Annotated in this window: 21 protein-coding genes and 4 pseudogenes; 12 read left to right on the forward strand and 13 right to left on the reverse strand. The window is 69.4% G+C overall.

The window, feature by feature from the left end; translation table 11 throughout:
• Positions 1-62: 62 nt before the first annotated feature.
• Positions 63-497, forward strand: coding sequence for a helix-turn-helix domain-containing protein (locus BT364_RS31835; protein WP_072488688.1), 435 nt, complete (start codon positions 63-65; stop codon positions 495-497).
• Positions 498-602: 105 nt separating this feature from the next.
• On the opposite strand, the gene BT364_RS41895 is transcribed toward BT364_RS31835, so the two are convergent.
• Positions 603-785, reverse strand: coding sequence for a hypothetical protein (locus BT364_RS41895; RefSeq protein ID WP_177328311.1), 183 nt, complete (start codon positions 783-785; stop codon positions 603-605).
• Between the two features lie 3 nt (positions 786-788).
• On the opposite strand from BT364_RS41895, the pseudogene BT364_RS31840 reads away from it, so the two are divergent.
• The 4 genes and pseudogenes from BT364_RS31840 to BT364_RS31855 form a co-directional block, all read left to right on the forward strand.
• Positions 789-1,037, forward strand: a pseudogene (locus tag BT364_RS31840) (Tn3 family transposase); the annotation flags it as partial.
• A gap of 68 nt (positions 1,038-1,105) precedes the next feature.
• Positions 1,106-1,750: a YwqG family protein gene (locus BT364_RS31845; protein ID WP_072488689.1), complete on the forward strand. Its 645-nt coding sequence runs from the start codon at positions 1,106-1,108 to the stop codon at positions 1,748-1,750.
• Positions 1,751-2,205: 455 nt separating this feature from the next.
• Positions 2,206-2,379: pseudogene (locus BT364_RS44630) on the forward strand (zinc finger domain-containing protein); the annotation flags it as partial.
• 35 nt (positions 2,380-2,414) lie between these two features.
• Positions 2,415-3,221, forward strand: coding sequence for a Tn3 family transposase (locus tag BT364_RS31855; protein WP_218172470.1), 807 nt, complete (start codon positions 2,415-2,417; stop codon positions 3,219-3,221).
• Positions 3,222-3,362: 141 nt separating this feature from the next.
• Here BT364_RS31855 and BT364_RS31860 read toward each other — a convergent pair whose 3' ends face one another.
• Both BT364_RS31860 and BT364_RS31865 read right to left on the reverse strand, forming a co-directional pair.
• On the reverse strand, positions 3,363-3,947 hold the full coding sequence (locus BT364_RS31860; RefSeq protein WP_072488690.1) for a DinB family protein: 585 nt from the start codon (positions 3,945-3,947) through the stop codon (positions 3,363-3,365).
• 177 nt (positions 3,948-4,124) lie between these two features.
• A complete protein-coding gene (locus BT364_RS31865) occupies positions 4,125-5,441 on the reverse strand; it encodes an MFS transporter (protein ID WP_072488691.1) in 1,317 nt (438 codons plus the stop codon).
• Between the two features lie 89 nt (positions 5,442-5,530).
• On the opposite strand from BT364_RS31865, the gene BT364_RS31870 reads away from it, so the two are divergent.
• Positions 5,531-6,511: an ArsR/SmtB family transcription factor gene (locus BT364_RS31870; protein ID WP_072488692.1), complete on the forward strand. Its 981-nt coding sequence runs from the start codon at positions 5,531-5,533 to the stop codon at positions 6,509-6,511.
• Between the two features lie 95 nt (positions 6,512-6,606).
• Positions 6,607-7,461: a recombinase family protein gene (locus tag BT364_RS31875; RefSeq protein ID WP_079179726.1), complete on the forward strand. Its 855-nt coding sequence runs from the start codon at positions 6,607-6,609 to the stop codon at positions 7,459-7,461.
• A gap of 294 nt (positions 7,462-7,755) precedes the next feature.
• Here the strand turns inward: BT364_RS31875 and BT364_RS31880 are convergent, their stop codons facing one another.
• The gene (locus BT364_RS31880; RefSeq protein WP_072488693.1) at positions 7,756-8,568 is read right to left on the reverse strand and encodes a TetR/AcrR family transcriptional regulator; all 813 of its coding nucleotides are present in this window, start codon (positions 8,566-8,568) and stop codon (positions 7,756-7,758) included.
• A gap of 87 nt (positions 8,569-8,655) precedes the next feature.
• Here BT364_RS31880 and BT364_RS31885 point away from each other — a divergent pair, with 87 nt between their 5' ends.
• Complete coding sequence (locus tag BT364_RS31885; RefSeq protein WP_072488694.1) at positions 8,656-9,045, forward strand: VOC family protein; 390 nt, start codon at positions 8,656-8,658, stop codon at positions 9,043-9,045.
• A gap of 44 nt (positions 9,046-9,089) precedes the next feature.
• Here BT364_RS31885 and BT364_RS31890 read toward each other — a convergent pair whose 3' ends face one another.
• Positions 9,090-10,403 (reverse strand): hypothetical protein, encoded by a 1,314-nt coding sequence (locus BT364_RS31890; protein ID WP_256260301.1) that lies wholly within the window; start codon positions 10,401-10,403, stop codon positions 9,090-9,092.
• On the opposite strand from BT364_RS31890, the gene BT364_RS31895 reads away from it, so the two are divergent.
• Both BT364_RS31895 and BT364_RS31900 read left to right on the forward strand, forming a co-directional pair.
• Positions 10,374-10,721, forward strand: coding sequence for a DUF2975 domain-containing protein (locus BT364_RS31895; protein WP_256260302.1), 348 nt, complete (start codon positions 10,374-10,376; stop codon positions 10,719-10,721). The genes BT364_RS31890 and BT364_RS31895 overlap by 30 nt on opposite strands.
• The gene (locus BT364_RS31900) at positions 10,721-10,996 is read left to right on the forward strand and encodes a helix-turn-helix domain-containing protein (protein ID WP_072488697.1); all 276 of its coding nucleotides are present in this window, start codon (positions 10,721-10,723) and stop codon (positions 10,994-10,996) included. Before BT364_RS31895 ends, BT364_RS31900 begins: the two co-directional genes overlap by 1 nt.
• A 458-nt stretch (positions 10,997-11,454) precedes the next feature.
• Here BT364_RS31900 and BT364_RS41900 read toward each other — a convergent pair whose 3' ends face one another.
• A complete protein-coding gene (locus BT364_RS41900) occupies positions 11,455-11,967 on the reverse strand; it encodes a hypothetical protein (protein WP_177328313.1) in 513 nt (170 codons plus the stop codon).
• 104 nt (positions 11,968-12,071) lie between these two features.
• Between BT364_RS41900 and BT364_RS44410 the strand changes: the two are divergent.
• Positions 12,072-12,352 (forward strand): annotated as a pseudogene (locus BT364_RS44410) (hypothetical protein); the annotation flags it as partial.
• Here the strand turns inward: BT364_RS44410 and BT364_RS43480 are convergent.
• The 7 genes and pseudogenes from BT364_RS43480 to BT364_RS31930 all read right to left on the reverse strand — a co-directional run.
• A complete protein-coding gene (locus BT364_RS43480; protein ID WP_256260303.1) occupies positions 12,349-12,477 on the reverse strand; it encodes a hypothetical protein in 129 nt (42 codons plus the stop codon). The pseudogene BT364_RS44410 and the gene BT364_RS43480 sit on opposite strands and share 4 nt — an antisense overlap.
• A gap of 20 nt (positions 12,478-12,497) precedes the next feature.
• Entirely contained in the window at positions 12,498-12,857 is a 360-nt protein-coding gene (locus tag BT364_RS41905; protein WP_072488699.1) for a peptidase inhibitor family I36 protein, read from the reverse strand.
• A gap of 321 nt (positions 12,858-13,178) precedes the next feature.
• On the reverse strand, positions 13,179-13,448 hold the full coding sequence (locus BT364_RS31915; RefSeq protein WP_072488743.1) for a helix-turn-helix domain-containing protein: 270 nt from the start codon (positions 13,446-13,448) through the stop codon (positions 13,179-13,181).
• 92 nt (positions 13,449-13,540) lie between these two features.
• A complete protein-coding gene (locus tag BT364_RS31920) occupies positions 13,541-13,873 on the reverse strand; it encodes a hypothetical protein (protein WP_072488700.1) in 333 nt (110 codons plus the stop codon).
• Entirely contained in the window at positions 13,866-14,882 is a 1,017-nt protein-coding gene (locus BT364_RS31925) for a recombinase family protein (protein ID WP_072488701.1), read from the reverse strand. The genes BT364_RS31920 and BT364_RS31925 overlap by 8 nt, the downstream gene beginning before the upstream one ends.
• Positions 14,883-15,012: 130 nt before the next feature.
• Positions 15,013-15,162: a hypothetical protein gene (locus BT364_RS41910; protein ID WP_177328314.1), complete on the reverse strand. Its 150-nt coding sequence runs from the start codon at positions 15,160-15,162 to the stop codon at positions 15,013-15,015.
• A 110-nt stretch (positions 15,163-15,272) separates the two neighbouring features.
• A pseudogene (locus BT364_RS31930) lies at positions 15,273-15,359 on the reverse strand (DMT family transporter); the annotation flags it as partial.
• A 43-nt stretch (positions 15,360-15,402) separates the two neighbouring features.
• Between BT364_RS31930 and BT364_RS31935 the strand changes: the two are divergent.
• Positions 15,403-16,158: an alpha/beta fold hydrolase gene (locus BT364_RS31935; RefSeq protein WP_107408357.1), complete on the forward strand. Its 756-nt coding sequence runs from the start codon at positions 15,403-15,405 to the stop codon at positions 16,156-16,158.
• The last annotated feature ends 119 nt before the right edge of the window (positions 16,159-16,277 follow it).

The raw sequence follows: 16,277 nt of genomic DNA on the forward strand, positions 1-16,277 counted from the left end.
GAGGATTGGCTGGTCACGGAGTGAGGATTGCCTGGTCAGCGGAGTGAGAGCTCCCACGGAGCATGAACATCCATCGCTCCTACCTCTCCCGCATCCTGTCCGGCGAGCGGCCCGCCACCCTCTCGTACGTAGAGCTGATCGCCAAGGAGTGCGCCGGCAGCACCGAGACCGAGTTCGCCACACTGCTCTGGAAGATCGCCGCCGACGAACCCGTCAGTACCACCGACCCCGTGCACACCCTGCGCACCTACTTTCAGGCCCTGAACTACGCCGCAGGCTCCCCCCGCGAGGACCGGCTCATCAGCTCCGCCCGGCGCGACCTCACCATCGCCGACCTCCGGCGGGCCTTCCACGGCCCCGGAGTGCCGGAATGGGCGGTGTACCACCGGCTCGCGACCGCCCTGCAGAGCAAGCCCGAAATCGCCCTGCCCCTGTGGCGCAACGCCACGCCCGACCGCGGGCCAGGCAGCAGCCTCCCAGCTGACGCCTTCGGCTGACCAGGAACGGCAGAGCAAGGAAGCGCTGACCATGAAGCCGTCGCCCGCTGTCCTCACGACCGCCTACTACGCGTTCTACGACCTCCACCGACCCGCCTACCACGCCTACGCCGCCGCCCACCTCCCCACGGAGGAGGCTCGGATAGCGACATCGAAGCTCTTCGAGACCGTGGCCAGCACCTGGACCTCCGTGGTCGCCGAGCGGCGCCCCTCGGCCTGGGCGTGGCAGTGGTTCACCCAGACCGTCGCACGCCGCAGCGGCCGCACGTCCACCGCCGTCGAGGACACCCACTCGTCCTCAACGCCGTCGTGCTGTGGAACACCCGCTACCTGGACGCCGCCGTCGCCCAGCTCCGCGCGGAGGGCCACGACATCAAGGACGAGGACATGGCCCGCCTGTCCCCGCTGAAGAACGCGCACATCAACTTCCTGGGCCGCTACCTGTTCAACATCGCCGCCAGCGGGCCCGCCCAGGGCCTGCGGCCCCTGCGCGACCCGGACGAGGCCGACCCCGCGGACGAGGACCAGGACGAGGGCTGATCCGCGGTGTCCCGCGCAAGGCGCCCGCTCCCCCCGGGCCTGTCACAGGCGGCCAGTAGCCTCTCGCCATGCAGATAGCGCTAATGATCTACGACGGCTCCGCACCGGCCGATTCCGACGTTCCTCGTACCGGGGGCGTGCCGCTGGCTCCTGCCGGATTCGCCTGGCCCCTGTGCGGCTGCGGGGGACCGCTTCAGTTCTTCGCCCATCTCCCCGTCGAGGACGGTGTCCTGTCGGTGTTCCTGTGCCAGAACAACCCCGGGGCGTGTGCGTTCTGGGACGCGAGCTCCAGCGCGAACAGGGTCTATCTGTTTCCCCGGGAGGAACTGCGGCCGGTAGCCGTACCCGAGGCGGGATTGACGCTGCTGCCCGCCACCTCGGCCATCCGCACCCACGTCGTGACGATCGACCCCGAAGATGCCTGCGACGAGGAAGGGATCGATGGCGCCTACGACCTTGCCCGCTCGGGATGGAAGTGGGAACCCGAAGAAGGATTCGGGAAGCAGCGCGAAGTGCTCGGGTCGCTCGGAGGCAGTCCCTCCTACCTTGAGGACGACCGCCTGCCCGTTTGTCCCTCCTGCACCGGCACGATGGAGTTCGCGGCACACCTGGAGGAGGGGATAACCCGGGAGACCGCGATGAAACTCGGCGGTCAGCTGGGCTACGTCTTCGTCTGCCGCCCTTGTCGCGAGGGAGCCTTCCTCACGGACTGAGGGCCACCTGCGAGGGGCACTGACGGTGATGCTGTCGCCGGTTCGAGACGCCGCAGAGCGCCTCTGGGGCGGAGCCGGTGCCGCCCGTGCGCGGCGTTGCGCCAGAGGGGCAGGCCGAGTGCGGGTGCGAAAACACGGTGCTCCCTGGGCGTGCACAGCCCGGAACGTCGTCTCCCCCCTTGAACGGCTATCAGCTCAGACGCTGCGGCGGCCACTGACCGTCGACATCGCGGAGTTCCAACGGGCTGCCGGAAGGCGATCGCGCACTCCCTCGGGCCCGCGGGTTCGTGCCACGGCCGCACGCCGTGGCACTGTCAGAAACGAACCTTTCCCGGAGCGAAATCGAAAACGGTCGGGGGAAGCGGTCCGGAAGCCGGATCGACTGTCAGAACCCGTTCTCACTCAAAGTGGGACACGGCACGTTCTGGGAATGGTTTGTGACACGATCCGGGGTCATGACGGACCCTCAAACCGCGTCGGCGAGCGACGCGGACGACGTCGAGCGCCACCCGTGCCCGCGCTGTCACGCATCGCCAGGCTCACCCTGTCGCTCGCGTTCCGGCGCGGTCGCCGGCACCTACCACACCGGCCGCTTCACGAAGGTGCCCCGCCTCGCCAAGCTCCTGCGCGTGCCGACCCCGGCCGACCGTGACCCGGGCCATCCGTGGCGGCCCGGCACCCCCGTGCCCGCGCCCGTCGACCCGGACACCCCTACCTGTTCAAGCCCGCCCAATGGGAGACGCACCGGGCCGAATTCTGCCGCCTGGTCGGCAAGCAGCTCTCGCCCCGCATCCGCGACCTGGGCAAGATCACCCTGTATCGGATGGGTGCCAAGGCCGACTACGAGGAGAAGTTCCCCACCGCAGGCCCCCTGCTGACGAAGAAGGCCAACCTCGACCTGGTGGCCGCCCACTGGGACGACCTGCTGCGGCTGGCCGGGTCGCTCAAGTACGGGCACGCCACCGCCTCCCTGATCGTCGGCAAGCTCTCCGCGTCCTCCCGGCAGAACGCCCTGGCCGCCGCGCTCAAGGAGTACGGGGCCATTCGGCGAACGATCTACGCCGCGAAGTATCTGTCCGATCCGGCCTACCGCCGCAAGATCGCCCGGCAGTTGAACAAGGGCGAGTCCCTGCACGCGCTGCGCCGCCAGCTGCACTACGCGCGCGAGGGCAAGGTCATCCGGCGTCAGCCTGAGCAGCAGAACGAGCAGGCGTGGTGCCTGACGGTGGTGACGAACGCGGTCGTGTGCTGGCACACCGAGTACATGGGCCTGGCTGTGGACGAACTGCGAGGTGCCGGCCGCGAAGTGGACGCCGAGGTGCTCTCCCACATCTCCCCGGCCCGCAGCTCGGCGGTCAACTTCTACGGCTCGATCACCGTCGACTACGACCGCGAACTCGCCCAGCTCGACGACCAGGGCCACCGGCCGCTTCGGACCGTGAACGTGGACGAGCCCGGAGCCGGGCTGTAGACGGCGGCCGGCCCCGGTGCCGTCCCACGGGGGAGGGCACCGGGGCCAACGGTTCAATCACCCTAGCCGGATTGCTCACCGGTCCTGGGAGAGTTTGTACAGCTCGGCGAAGATTCCGCCCGCGTCCAGGAGCGCCTCGAACTAAGCCTTGATTGGTGCGGCCGACCTGGCGGCCTGCTCGATCTTCGCACAGTAGGCTGCACGGGCTTCCTCGTCGATCTGCTGCTCGTTTTCGGCGCGCACCCCGGTCCGGCCGTCGAGGCCCTCGCGCAGGATATCGGCGTGCCCGGCATGCCGGATGGACTCGCCGAGGACATGGACCATGACGGCGAACAGGTTCGTGTTGGGATGAGGCTCCGGCCACCACGGCACGTGGCCGGGGGCGTCGAGGGGAAGCTCGTTGATCGTCGCGTCCGAGTGTTCCCACGTGCGCCGGTAGAACCCGATGATCTGATCGCGGGTCTCGTCCTCGGTCGCCCACTGATCGCTGCCGTCGGAGTCCTGCCACCGGGGCAGCGGTTCCGGGGAAGGGCGGTCGAAGACCTCGCCGAAGTACCTGGCCTCGACGGTGGCCACGTGTTTGACCAGGCCGAGGAGGTTGGTCCCGGTCGCTGTCAAAGGTCGGCGGGCGTCGTATTCGGACAAGCCGTCGAGTTTCCAGAGCAGCGCCTCGCGGTCCCGCCGCAGTCTCCCGTGCAGGTTGTCCTTCGCGAATTCATCGATCATGCGGCATGAACCTTCCATGGGCTGTTCGTGGTCTCAAGATCCCGTACGTGGTCCGCAACGGCTGGCAGAGCCGAGGCTTAGGACTCCTTACACAATGAGCTACCGGGAATGACTGTCTGTCAGGGAGACGTGGGGGTGGGGTGCGTGACGGCACGCGGCCGACCCGACCTGCGACGGTTACTGCGCAGGAGAACTACACGCATGCTGTTCGGTGCCGTTCTCTGATCCCGTTGAGCAGTTCGGGACGGGGACCGGGGATGTGGGCAGGTGCCAGGTGAGAATCCAGCCGGCGGTAAGCGCCGCCGCGCCGCCTGCCAGGGCGATTGCGCCGCCTGTTCCGATGCCTGCGGCCACCGAGCCGAAGCAGACCGGCCCGACGCCCTGAAGCGTCATGCTGCCGGAGCCGAGCAGACCGAAGGCCTGGCCCTGGCCATCCTGCGGCAGGGCGTCCAGGAACGGCCGTTGCAGGCCGAGACCGTAGGCGAATCCGAAGCCGCAGAGCAGCAGCAGACAGGACGAGACGCCCACTCCGGGCTCGGCAGCGAAGCCGACCAGCGGCAGTCCCATCAGCGCAATCAACGGGACTACCAGTCGCTCCCGGGTGGGCGGCCGTAGCAGTCGCCCCACCAGCAGGTCACCGACAAGCATGCCGACCGGCAGACAGCCCATCAGCACCGCGTACCAGCCGGGCGCGAAGTGGCGTCCTCCCGCGTAGGCGACGATCAGACCTTCCGCGCCCGCTACGAACGCGGGCGGTAGCCACTGGGCCAGCATCAGCCGTCGTACCGTGTGTCCGCGCAGCAGCAGGCCGGCACCGTGCAGGCTTGCCCGGACGGCCCCGCCATCGCCCCGAGCGCTGCCAGGTGTGCCGCCGAACTCTCCCGGCTGCAGCCGGGGTAGCCGGATGTGGATAGCGAGCGCGCAGCCGAGGTAGAGGGCGGCGCTTACCGCGAGCGCCCGGTGCGGGCCGAGTACCGCGACGACCGCACCTCCCAGTGCCAGACCGAACAATTGCGCGCCGGAGGCAGCGATGTTGTTCAGTGAACGGCCAAGTACATAGGCGTCGCCCTCCAGCGACTGCGCGACCAGCCGACTCGACGCGCCGTGAAACACCGGTGTGGCGAGGGCGACCAGCGCCACGACACCGAGGCTTGCCGCGACCGGCATCCGCACCAGGGCGAGCAGCAGGGCGGCGGCGCACGTCAAGGCGTAGCCGCCGGTGATGAGCGCGCGGGGCGGCAGTCGGTCGGCCAGTGAGCCCAGCAGCAGCGAGCCGAACAGCTGCGGGATGAAGCCGATGCCGAAGGCCAGTGCGCTCAGCAGCGCGGAGCCGGTGGCCGAGAAGACCAGCACCGAGAACGTGGTGATCCGCAGCGCGTCCGCAGTGATCGCGACGGTGCGGGTTGAGAAGAGCAGCCGGAATCGTGGCTCGGCCAGCACCTCCCGGTAGGTGGCACGGTGGTTGCCCTGCGCGGGTTCGGCGGTTGGGGTCATGACGCGCAGCCTCGCCGTGCGCCCACGCCACTCACCAATGATTCGTCGCTGGACGAATCGGAACAGACATCCTTCGGTAGCATGGCGCGGTGCTCCGCTTCGAAGTCTCCGTCGAGGACCTGCTGCGCAGCCGCTTCGCACTGTCGCCCGCGATGGACCTGTGCTTCCTGCTACGCTCGCTCGCCGGCCAAGACAGGCCGCTGCCGCGAGCCTGGGCCACCCGGCTCCTGCCGGCCTTTGAACGGCTTCGCCGCGAGAGCGAACTGAACGCCGCCCTCGCCCTGCACACCCCGCAATCCGGACCGGACTTCGTCGCCCCGCCCCCGCGCGGCCTCAACCAGACCTGGGCAGACGACCTCGCCATTATCCGGGCCACACCGCTGGAAGCGGCCCGCCACGAAATCGCCACCAACGCGACCGGCCCGTCCGCCTGTGATCCCCGCGTACGCGCAGTGCTGGACTCGACGGACGCCGTCTCCAGGATCGCCGAGGCGATGGACCAGGCGTGGCACGAGCTGCTCGCCACGGACTGGCCGCAACTGCGCGCGATCTGTGAGCGCGACGTCGTGCACCGGGTGGGTGTGATCGGCGAACACGGCTGGGTCACGACCATCGAGAGCCTGCACCCGAGCATCGCCTGGCAAGCCGGCGGTATCGAGATCGGCCACTTCCCCCAAGTCGGAACAGTCCGCCTCGCCGGCGACGGGCTACTGCTGATCCCTTCGGTCTTCGTCGCGAATATCGCCGCCCACCTGGAAGACCCCTGGCCCAGGACCTTGATCTATCGTGCCCGCGGCACCGCCGCCCTGTGGGGCGAACAGGAGAGCGTCCCCCGACCGGACGCGCTGACCGCTCTGGTCGGCCGGTCCCGAGCCCGGCTGCTGTTGGCGCTGGACGCCCCGGCCAGTACCAGCCACCTCGCCCGAAGCCTCGCCATGGCACCCGGCGCGGTGGGAGACCACCTCGCCATCCTGCGAGGCGCGGGGCTGCTCGTCCGCGCCCGGTCCGGACGGTCGGTGCTCTACCGGCGCACCCCGCTCGGCGAGGCGCTGGTCGCCGGTTCGGGCTGAGGGCTCAGATCAGCACTCGCCCCGGCGGTTCCGGCTCAGCACAAAGCCCGCCGCAAGTACGAGAACCGCGGCACCACGCTCGTACCGCCCGGACCATGATCAATCTCACCGATAGCCGCTGTACCGAGGCCGGCGCCGTCGCCGGCCTCTGGCGGCCGCGAGGGCGTAGGGCCGAACGGGGTGGCCGCCTCCATCCGCTGGAGCGGCCGAAGTTCGGCGAGCTCCTCACGTACGCGCGGCCGGGCGACACCGTGCACATCTCCGAGATGTTCCGCCTCGTGCGCGGCACCGGGCACATCCTCGACGTGCTCGACGTCCTGCACCGCGACCGTCTCGCCCTGCGCATCCACGACGGCGCGTTCTCCGCCATGGACCTCACTGCCCGCCACCCGCGCACCGGCGAGCTGCTGTCCACCGTGAAGTTCATGGTGCAGACCCTCGCCGCCGCCGGCGAACTCCAGCGCGATCTCCAGCGCGAGCTGACCTACGACGGGCTGCGGGCCGCCGAGGCGAAGGGCAACAAGGGCGGGCGCCGGCCCGCCGTCCCGACCGACAAGACCGACGCCGTGCGCACCGCGTACCTGGAAGGCCGGTCCATCGCCGCCCTCGCTCGCGATCACGACGTCAGCCGCGGCGCCATCCGCACCGCCGTCGCGGACCTGCTGCCCGAGTACACGGCCGTCGACGCGGGCACCCCTGCGGAGCTGCTGGTGGTCCTCGACATGCCGGGCAAGGTCGCCGACTTCCTCCGCGCCGCCGATCTGGCGCCCGTCGAGCGCACTGCGCTCGACCAGGGCTACACGCTGCGCGTCAGCGCCACCCCCATGGTCCACCGCCGACTCCTCGCCCACTGCCAGCCGCTCGACGGCGCCCCGGGGACCTCAGCCATCCCAGCACAGCGCAAGGCCCGGCGCGAGTACGCGAACCGCGTCAACGACCTCGGCGAGTGACCCGCCCCAGCTGCCGAGCCTCCTGAGCTGGGGCGCAGCCGCTTAGCGTTGTTTTCTCCGCGAGAACTACTGGGATCCCTCGAAGCCCGCGGGTTCATGGAAACTGAAAGTACTTCAACGCGAACCCGCGGGTGCGACCCCCTGATTCTGGGCGATGAGCCCGCGGGTTCGTACTCAACTCGCTGGAGTGATGAGGCTGATTGCACCACCCCGTGCTCGGAGAAGAGCCAGACCTCCTCACCGAGTTCCCCAGCCGGAGCATCGGCGACAGGTGCTCCGGCTCACGAGGCAGGCTCACGGGGCAATGGCGTCGTGCCGGTGCGATGAAGTCAATGTCTTCGCGTCTCCGCTTCGGTCGATCAGAGCGGCGAAGGCGTCGAGGACTCGTTGCAGGCCGAAGGAGTAGGCGTGGGCGGGGTCGTAGGCACTGCTGTGTGCGGCGCCTGCGGCTGCGCCGACGCGGACGGCAGTGGGGTAGGCGTTCTCGTCGAGGACCCGGGCGAGGAGCGGGGCGTTCAGCTCCCACCATTGTTGGTCGTTCAGGGCACTGTCGTGCTGTGCGGCGCGGGCGTCGGCGACGGTGCGGGCGCATGCCTGCACGAAGGTGAGTAGGTGGGTCAGGCAGTCATCCATCTCGACGTCGCTGAGGCCGAGGCCGTCGAGCCCAGACAGTTCGTGCTCGTACTTTGACATCTGCCCCGGCCCCAGCGGAGGCCTGACGGTGGAGACGGCCGCGGCCCACGGGTGGCGTTCGAAGAGGGCTTTGTTCTCCTCGGCGATAGCGGTGACGCGTTGGCGCCAGGGCTGTCCGGTGGTGTCGGTGCGGGGCATGCGGGCGTAGGCGGCGTCGAGCATGAGGTCGAGGAGCTCGGCCTTGCCGGGGACGTAGGTGTACAGCGTCATCGGCACCACGCCGAGTTCCTTGGCCACCCGGCGCATGGTCACCGCGTCCAGGCCTTCAGCGTCGGCGATGGCGGTGGCAGCCTCGACCACCGCGTCGATGCTCAGCCCCCGTCGCGGTCCTCGGCGACGGTCAGAGGAGGAGCCGCGCCACAGCAGTTGCAGGGTGTGGGCCGGGTCGCCCGAGCTGGTTCGTTCCGTTGGCATGGAGTCATCCTCTCCCAGCCAAACTCTGTACAATGTACATTGTACGTCGTACAGAGAATATGCTCAGTGGATCTCGGAGGAGTTTTCATGAAGATCACCTCTAGCGCCGTGTCGCTCAACGTCGACGATGTCCCCGCAGCCAGCGCCTTCCTCGTTGAGCACTTCGGGTTCCGCGAGGAGATGGCCGCCGACGGCTTCGCGTCCCTGACGCGCGAAGACGTCGGCATGAACGTCATCTTTTTGCGGCGGGGGCTGGACACCCTCCCGGCAGACCAGCGCGATGAGCACACCGCAGGTCTGATCCTTGCCTTCGTCGTCGAGGACCTCGAAGGCGAGCTGGCGCGCCTGCGCTCCGAAGGCGTCACGATCACCATGCCGTTGACCGACGAGGAGTGGGGCGAGCGCGCCTTTCAGGTCCGCGACCCCAATGGCGTCATCGTCCAACTGGTCGACTGGAACGCACCCACCAGCCGCTGAGACAACCGGCGGCGCCGCCCCCAAACGATGACGCCCAGCTAGGGTCACAGGGGCGCCGCGAGGAGAGGCCCCGACCTGTTGTTGAGCCCCTCAATCAAGTAGAGAACGCGAGCGGCCCTGGAGATATCCCCAACAGGGCCGACCTCGGCGGCCTGCTCCAGCAGGGCCCGTGCGGAATCCGCGTAGCGGATCGCGGTCTTCTCGTCCAGGCCGAAGACCTCGGCGAGGTGGAGCGGCTCGGGACCGTGGACGAGGGCTTCTTCGAGCTGGCGGTCGACGCGGAGCCGTTCCAGGGTGGCGTCCTGGCCGTGGAGTTCGTGCTTGATCCACCAGCCGCTGACCGGGCCGGTCTCCAGCGCGGTCATCTGGTTGATGAGCAGGTGGGGGTTGGCGGTGTTCGGCCGGCGCCGGCGCCGGTAGTCCAGCCAGAACAGCAGCATCTGGTGGGTGAGGTCGTCCATGGGGCGGGTGCGTCCGGCGATGGTGAGTCGGCGGTTGCCGAGGTCCACGTCGTCCAACTGGAGAGCGCGTATGGCTCCGGCTCTGGCGGCGTGGGAGGCCGCGAGTGCGAGGGCGAGGCGGGCGGCTGGGCTGCGGACCGCTTCGACGGACCGGGTCACCTGCTGGGGCTGCAGGGGCTGCAGGACGGAGTACTCGAACGTACCGGCCTTGATGCGGGCGGTCGGGTCGCGGAAGACGATGCCGTTCTTCTTCGCCCAGCCGAACAGCGACCGCAGGGCGACGAGAGTCTGGCGCCGTTCGTGCCCGTGGAGAGTCTTGACGTGGGCGAGGACGTCGTCGCGGATGACCTCGCGCAGGTGGTCGTAGCGCTCGGACCATTCCAGCAGGGCGGGACGTACGGCGTTGAGGTAGGCCCAGACGGTGGCCTGGTCGCGGGGGCGGGTGCGTGGTCCGCCCCCGCGCAGGGTGCGGTTCCAGCCCTCGGCTTCACGGCGGATCCCGGCAGCGAGGCCGTCGAGCCGCTTCTCCAGCCAGTCCTTGTAGGACGGCCTGCGGTCGTCGACCAGGATGCTCATCGATTCCAGGACCTCGGCGGTTCGCTCGATGCTGCTGTCGAGGGCCCGCAGCGGCGCGATGATCTCCGAGTAGCGGATGACGTCGGCCTCGGTGTGCGGGGCCAGCAGCACGACCAGGGCCCGGTCCACGTCGAGACGGACGCGGCGGCTCCAGCCGCGGGCCTCGGCCAGGCCGTGCGCGAGGTAGCGTCTCCAGGCCAGCCAGGTCAGTTCGTGGTCATCCCGGCCACAGCGGCCGATGAAGTCGACCGCTTCCCTCCATACGCCCCGTTCGCCGCGCCCTATGCGACCGTGGCGATCATCGGCGTCGCCTGCGTTCAAGTCGCGCTCGTCGCGGTGTGGATGCTGCTCGCCATGGTCCAACGCGGCGCGATCTTCACCCCGAGGGCCTTCCGCTGGGTCGACACCGTCATCGGGTCCTCGGCCGTGGCGACGCTGTTGGCGCTCGGCGTCACCGGGCACCTGGCCCTGGCCGAGATCCCCACCCCCGATGACGACAACATGGCCGTCATCAGCGCCCTGGCCGCCGCGCTGGCGAGCGTCGGCATGGGGGCGGCGTTCGTCATGCTGATCGTCATCATGCGCGGCCTGCTGCGCAAGGCGACGGATCTGGAGACCGAGATCGCCGAGGTGGTGTGATGGCGATCGTCGTCGACCTGGACGTGCAACTCGCCAAACGCAACATGTCGGTCGGAGAGTTCGCCGCCGCCGTCGGCATCACCCCCGCCAACGTCGCCGTGCTGAAGAACGGACGCGCCAAGGCGGTGCGGTTCACGACGCTCGACGCGATCTGCCGCACCCTCGGCTGTCAGCCCGGCGACGTACTGCGCTGGGTCCCCGACGACGAGGATGACGAGAGCGACGGGAACAGCGCTGCGAGCCGCGAGAAGAGCGGCGCCGGACTCGTCGGCTGAACACCCGCGAAAGCCCGCCCCCGTTATCTTCTTCGTGGCCCTGCAAGAGGGCCGCTGGCCTCCGGGCCCGGTATGGCTTTTTCCCCTGTCCGCGATGACCTGGGGGGTGGTGTCGCCGGGCCCGACGGGTGCCGTCGGGCCGGACGCCGCCGACCAGGCGGCGGCGACTGTCGTGGCGTGGTCGGCGGGGAGCGCGTCGGGCTCGGGCAGGACGTCTGCCAACACGCGGGTCCGGTCGGCCAGCAGTTGTCGGTAGCCGGCGCAGTCCATGCCGGAGTCGATGAGGTAAGCGGCGGCCTGGGCCAGGGCCAGCGGCAGATACCCGAGGTCGGCGGCCAGGGCGGTGAGCTGGCCGGCCGGTTCGTGGCGGTGGCGAGCTGTCAGGGCGTCGGCCAGGTAGGCGGCGGCTTCGTTGGGGGTGAACAGGCCGACGGTGACCAGTCGCCGGTCGGGACCGGTCAGGGCGGCGTCCCGGCGGCGGGTGGTGACGAGGGTTCGGCCCGAAGAGCTGGTGGGGGCCACAGGCCCCGCAGGCCGGCCGGGTCGGCGAGGTCGTCCAACACGACCAGCCACCGGCACGGCCTCGCACCGGGTTTGGGTTCGAGCCAGGCCAGAAACAATCTCGCGGCCTGCTCCCGGCCCCCCGGGTCGGCACCAAGGACCTCGACGCCGGCCTGTGCGTACCCAAACACAACCGCCGAACGGGTACTGGCAGTGATCCACACCAGCACGTCCACCCCGCCGGACCCCCAGGCGGCGCGCGCGTAGTCGGCCGCGAGCTGGGTCTTACCCACCCCGCCAGTCCCCGTCAGGACCTGGCACAGCACCGCCGTGCCCCCGCCATCGACCACGGCCCGCAACTGCTCGACCTCGGCCCGGTGCTGGAAGGACTGCGCCCGGGTCGGGATCACGCCTACCTGGCGCGGCCAGGACGCCCGTTCCCGTGGGGCGGCCTGGTGCACCACGGTCAAGTCGTGTACGTACCCGCTGATGGCGGTGGAGCCCCCGGAGGCGATGGCATCCCCGGTCCCAGATACCCCCGACCAGGCCGAGCGCGCCGAGCTGGTCCTCCATGCGCGGCACCATCCACCAGGCGTACCGGGACGGGCTTGCCGTGGCACACGTCCCGGGCCAGCTTGTGGCGCGACTCCTGCACGGTCATCGACGCCGCCGTCGCCCAGCTGAAGGCCGAGGGCCACGAGATCCGCGAGGTGGAACATCGCACGTCTCTCCCGCTCAAGCACCGCAATCTGCAGCTTCACGGCCTCGATCCCGGCCGCCGGCGCCCTGCGCCCACTGCGCGACCCGGACACGCCGGAGCTGGACGAGGACGACGACGGGGCCGGGCCGGACTAGTCGTGGCCGACCATGGCGGTGATGAGCTTGCGGGCCCTCGCCTTGGTCAGCCGCTTCGCGGCCGTCGCGCACCGCCGCCGGGGAGCCCGCGGAGCGATGTCGCTGCCCGCCGTGCGCTGACCCACCAGGAATTACGGGACAGTCCTTAGCAGGTATGCCATGAGGTGATTCGATCATTGGCCGCATCTCCGACATTCGGGATCCCCTGGCCCGGGGCCACGTACAGCAGGGGGGCGCCGGACCAACTCGCGTCGTCGAAGAAGCAGACCTTGGAACCGGTGCGGTTCCAGAGAGAGGTCGTCAGATCGTTCATCCGCTCCCCGACGTTGTGGACGTCGGTCGCGGAGAAGAGATAACGCCCCCGATAGTTGCTGTCGCCCCAGACACATACGTAACCATCGCGGCAGTCGTTGACGTCGGCGCTCGCCGGCACGCCCCCCGTAACCACTGAGGCCACCGTCACGCACATGCCGGCGACAGTGCCGGCCAGCCATGTCCTCTTCATGCTCTGTCCCACTCTCTTCGGTTGCGCACCGCATCCCCGCGAGCATCCCTCGCGAAATGGTGCAATCGCCAACGAGCTGCCCAGCCGCGATCCAGGCCAATCCATCCCGGTGGATCGGAAGTGTGTGCTGCGGGTGACTGGCGGGAGCCGTTCCCGGGTGGTGGACACCCCTGAGCCCGGCCCGGGCGGCACGACGGGGCGGGGGAGGCTGAGCCTCTTCGGCGAGGCGTCACATCCTGCGCAGACCTGCTTCGCTGTCGGTCCGGGTCTGCTTACGCGTCCCGTACAACCGCAGCTCGCGCCGACCATCCCCAGGGCACATCACCGCAGGTCAGGGATATCCGTTGTTCTTTCGGCGATTACTACGGGGACCCCGGCCTGCTGGCCGGTCTCCTCGCCCGGGCGGCGGACCTTGTCCGGTTCGGGGATCAGCAGGTCGCCGATCTCGCAGCCGAGAACGACGCAGATGACGTCCAGGTCCTCCAGCTTGAGGGAGACCGGCTGGCCGGACCACAGCCCGGACATCTTCCCCGCCGAGATCACCAACCCGTGCTCGGTCAGGCCCCGTTGGAGCTCGGACGCCTTCCAGATACCCTTGTTCCGGCCTCGGGGACCATCGGAACAGCCATTAGCGTTAAGCCGGTGATCTTGGTCCCTGGGTCGTCGCCCGCGCGCCACCGCCCTCAGTCCTCATCTCCCGCTGTCGTCTCGCTGACGAGCCGGAGCGCGGGGCGCTGTAGGGCGAACTCGCCGAGTTCCAGCGCCGCCTCGCGCCAGTTGGCGGCGAGCTGGAGCAGCCGTTCGCTGCCGTGGCGGTAGCCGGGCGGCGGGGTGTCCGGGACGGTGGGCCAGAGGATGGTGGCGGCGAACCGGAGCCCGTGCATGGCGGCGGTCGCGTGAGCGCCGATGCTCCCGCCTTCCAGGCGCCGCAGCATGTCGAGCCGGGCGGCGGCGCCGAGGAGTTCGTCGTAGACCTTCGCGTATTCCTGCGCGCGTACGGTGGCGAGGTCATCCACGTCGGGTGCCTTTGGCGTTCGGGTGGGGCTGGGACTGGAGCCGTTCGCGGAGGTCGATCTCCTCGGGGGTGAGCGGGTCTTCGGACCGGCGGATGCGGACGGGCTTGGGTCGCAGCGGCAGGCCATCGTCCGCCGCGGCAGCCTCGGCCTCGGCGAGCGCTCGGTACAGCGAGGCGACCGAGGGGGACTTGCCCGCGTTCTTCCCGACCTTGATGGTGAGCTTCTTCGCGATCTCGGGGACGGGGACTCCCTTGTCCTTCAGGGCGACGGCGAAGGTGAGCATGTCGTCGTCGATGACCTTCGGGCGTCCGCCGTGGTTGCCCTTGGCTGCTGCGGTGACCTGGCCTTCGAGGGTCTTCTCCCGGATGTAGTTGCGCTCGATCTGTCCGGCGACGGCGAGGACGGCGAAGAACATGGCGCCCATGCCGTTGGGGTCGTAGATGCCGGTGAGGGGGCCGGTGATGAGTTCGAGCTGGATGCCGCCGGCCTGGAGCTCGGCGGACAGCGTCATCAGCTCGGCCGCGTTCCTGGCCAGACGTTTCAGCTCGTGCACCGTGAAGATGACCGGTGTATCGGGTGCGGCCTCCTTGAACTGGTGGGCCAGCGCGAGCGCCTTCTCCAGCTCCGGCCGCACTTTCACCCGGGTGCTGATCTGCTCCTTGAAGACCTTGTGGCACTCGGCCCGGTGAAGGGCTTCGAGCTGGCTCGCCAGCTCTTGGCGGGCGGTCGATGTCCTTGCGTACCCGATCCTCACCGGCCGCTCGGTGCGGGGCGCGGGGACGACGGCGAGTGCGGGGGCCTGCTTCCACGCGCGGCCGGGAGCGCGGTCGGCGGGGACGGGGATCTCCAGTTCCTCGCGGAGCGCGGGGACGAGGACGAAGCGCGGGGTGTGGTACTTCGCGGCGGTCTTCCCGCCCCGGGTGCGGCAGGCGCTGCCGGCGGGCGCGTCACAGTTCGGGCAATCATGACGTTCTACCGCAAGTGCGGCCTGATCGGGCGTCAAATCCATGGAGGCAGTCTCTCAGAAGTGCCTCGCACAACGTGCGGGTTTTGAGGGGACTTTTGCGAACGGCGACCTGCGGAAACGTGATCACCCGGGGGCCGTTCTCAGAACTCTCACAGATGGTCGTTTGTGAGAATCACTCGGCGTCTGGGTCGACGTCGCTCGGGTGGGCGCCCGTAAGTTCCCATTCCATCATCCGCATCCGTTCGACCTGTCGCCGTGCGACGGCGACCATCCCGGCGTCGAACTCGTGGTCGGGGCCGATGTCTACAGCCTTGGGGACCATCGGGGCAGCCCTTGGCGCTAACGGCTGCCCCGATGGCCCTCAAGGCCGGAGTCCGTGTGCCGGGCAGCCAGGACGATCGGCTGACCGGCACACGGAATGCGTGTCAGCCGGAACACCGGACCGAGGACGGCCGCGCCGATGGCTCCGATGCCGGCCCAGACGGCGTAGCCGACGACGTCGATCTTCTTCAGGGCGACCCGCCGATGCCGTCGCTGTCCCACGTGGGCCACAATGGATCATATGGCGATCATTCAGCTCGGTGAGGTTGCGACCTGGTACGACGAGCAGGGCGACGGTGAACCCGTCGTCCTGCTCCACGGTGGCTTCGTCGACTCGCGGATGTTCGTCCCGGCCCTGCCCGTTCTCGATGGCCTGCGCGTCATCACGGTGGACCGGCGCGGTCACGGCCACACACCCGACGTCCATGGCCCGCTGTCGTATGACGTCATGGCCGACGACATGATCGCCTTCCTGGAGAAGGCGGTCGGCGGCCCGGCGCACCTGGTCGGCCACAGCGACGGCGCGAACGTGGCGATGATCGTCGCGATGCGCCGCCCCGACCTCGTGCGGCGTCTCGTCCTGATCAGCGGCAACTTCCGACACGGCGGCCTGGTGCCCGGCGTTCTGGACGGATTCGCCGAGGCCGTGCCGTACCTGGGTGCCCGCTACGGCGAAGTGTCACCCGACGGCCAGGAACACTTCCCCGTCGTCGTGGACAAGCTGCTGCGCATGGCGCGGTCCGAGCCGAACCTGACAGAGGACGACCTCGGCCGCATCGCGAGCCGCACCCTCGTCATGTCCGGGGACGACGACGCGGTAACGCTGGAGCACACGATCGCGCTCTACCGGGCGATCCCCGAGTCCGAGCTCGCCGTCGTACCCGGCACATCCCACCTCCTGGTGATGGAGAAGCCGGAGCCGGTCTATCGGGCCATCCTGGACTTCCTCACCACCAATCCCACCCAGACCAGGCAGCCCATCCGCCGCGCCCGCTGAGCCGCTGCCCAGGCGGCGAAGTGCCGCGAGACCTCATCGCTCGCACCTTGATGCGCGTCCATCAGAGTTGCCGCAACCGCCCCGGCAGCGAGACGGCCGGGCGATCGATGACCGCTCAG

The organism is Streptomyces atratus (assembly GCF_900119365.1).
Lineage (GTDB): Bacteria > Actinomycetota > Actinomycetes > Streptomycetales > Streptomycetaceae > Streptomyces > Streptomyces atratus_B.

Coding starts and splice junctions, on each gene's coding strand:
- BT364_RS31835 (WP_072488688.1), top strand. CDS start 63: ATGAACATCCATCGCTCCTACCTCTCCCGCATCCTGTCCGGCGAGCGG.
- BT364_RS31925 (WP_072488701.1), bottom strand. CDS start 14,882: ATGGATTTGACGCCCGATCAGGCCGCACTTGCGGTAGAACGTCATGAT.
- BT364_RS31860 (WP_072488690.1), bottom strand. CDS start 3,947: ATGATCGATGAATTCGCGAAGGACAACCTGCACGGGAGACTGCGGCGG.
- BT364_RS31875 (WP_079179726.1), top strand. CDS start 6,607: ATGATCAATCTCACCGATAGCCGCTGTACCGAGGCCGGCGCCGTCGCC.
- BT364_RS41910 (WP_177328314.1), bottom strand. CDS start 15,162: ATGGTCCCCAAGGCTGTAGACATCGGCCCCGACCACGAGTTCGACGCC.
- BT364_RS31865 (WP_072488691.1), bottom strand. CDS start 5,441: ATGACCCCAACCGCCGAACCCGCGCAGGGCAACCACCGTGCCACCTAC.
- BT364_RS31935 (WP_107408357.1), top strand. CDS start 15,403: ATGGCGATCATTCAGCTCGGTGAGGTTGCGACCTGGTACGACGAGCAG.
- BT364_RS31845 (WP_072488689.1), top strand. CDS start 1,106: ATGCAGATAGCGCTAATGATCTACGACGGCTCCGCACCGGCCGATTCC.
- BT364_RS31900 (WP_072488697.1), top strand. CDS start 10,721: ATGGCGATCGTCGTCGACCTGGACGTGCAACTCGCCAAACGCAACATG.
- BT364_RS41905 (WP_072488699.1), bottom strand. CDS start 12,857: ATGAAGAGGACATGGCTGGCCGGCACTGTCGCCGGCATGTGCGTGACG.
- BT364_RS31880 (WP_072488693.1), bottom strand. CDS start 8,568: ATGCCAACGGAACGAACCAGCTCGGGCGACCCGGCCCACACCCTGCAA.
- BT364_RS31885 (WP_072488694.1), top strand. CDS start 8,656: ATGAAGATCACCTCTAGCGCCGTGTCGCTCAACGTCGACGATGTCCCC.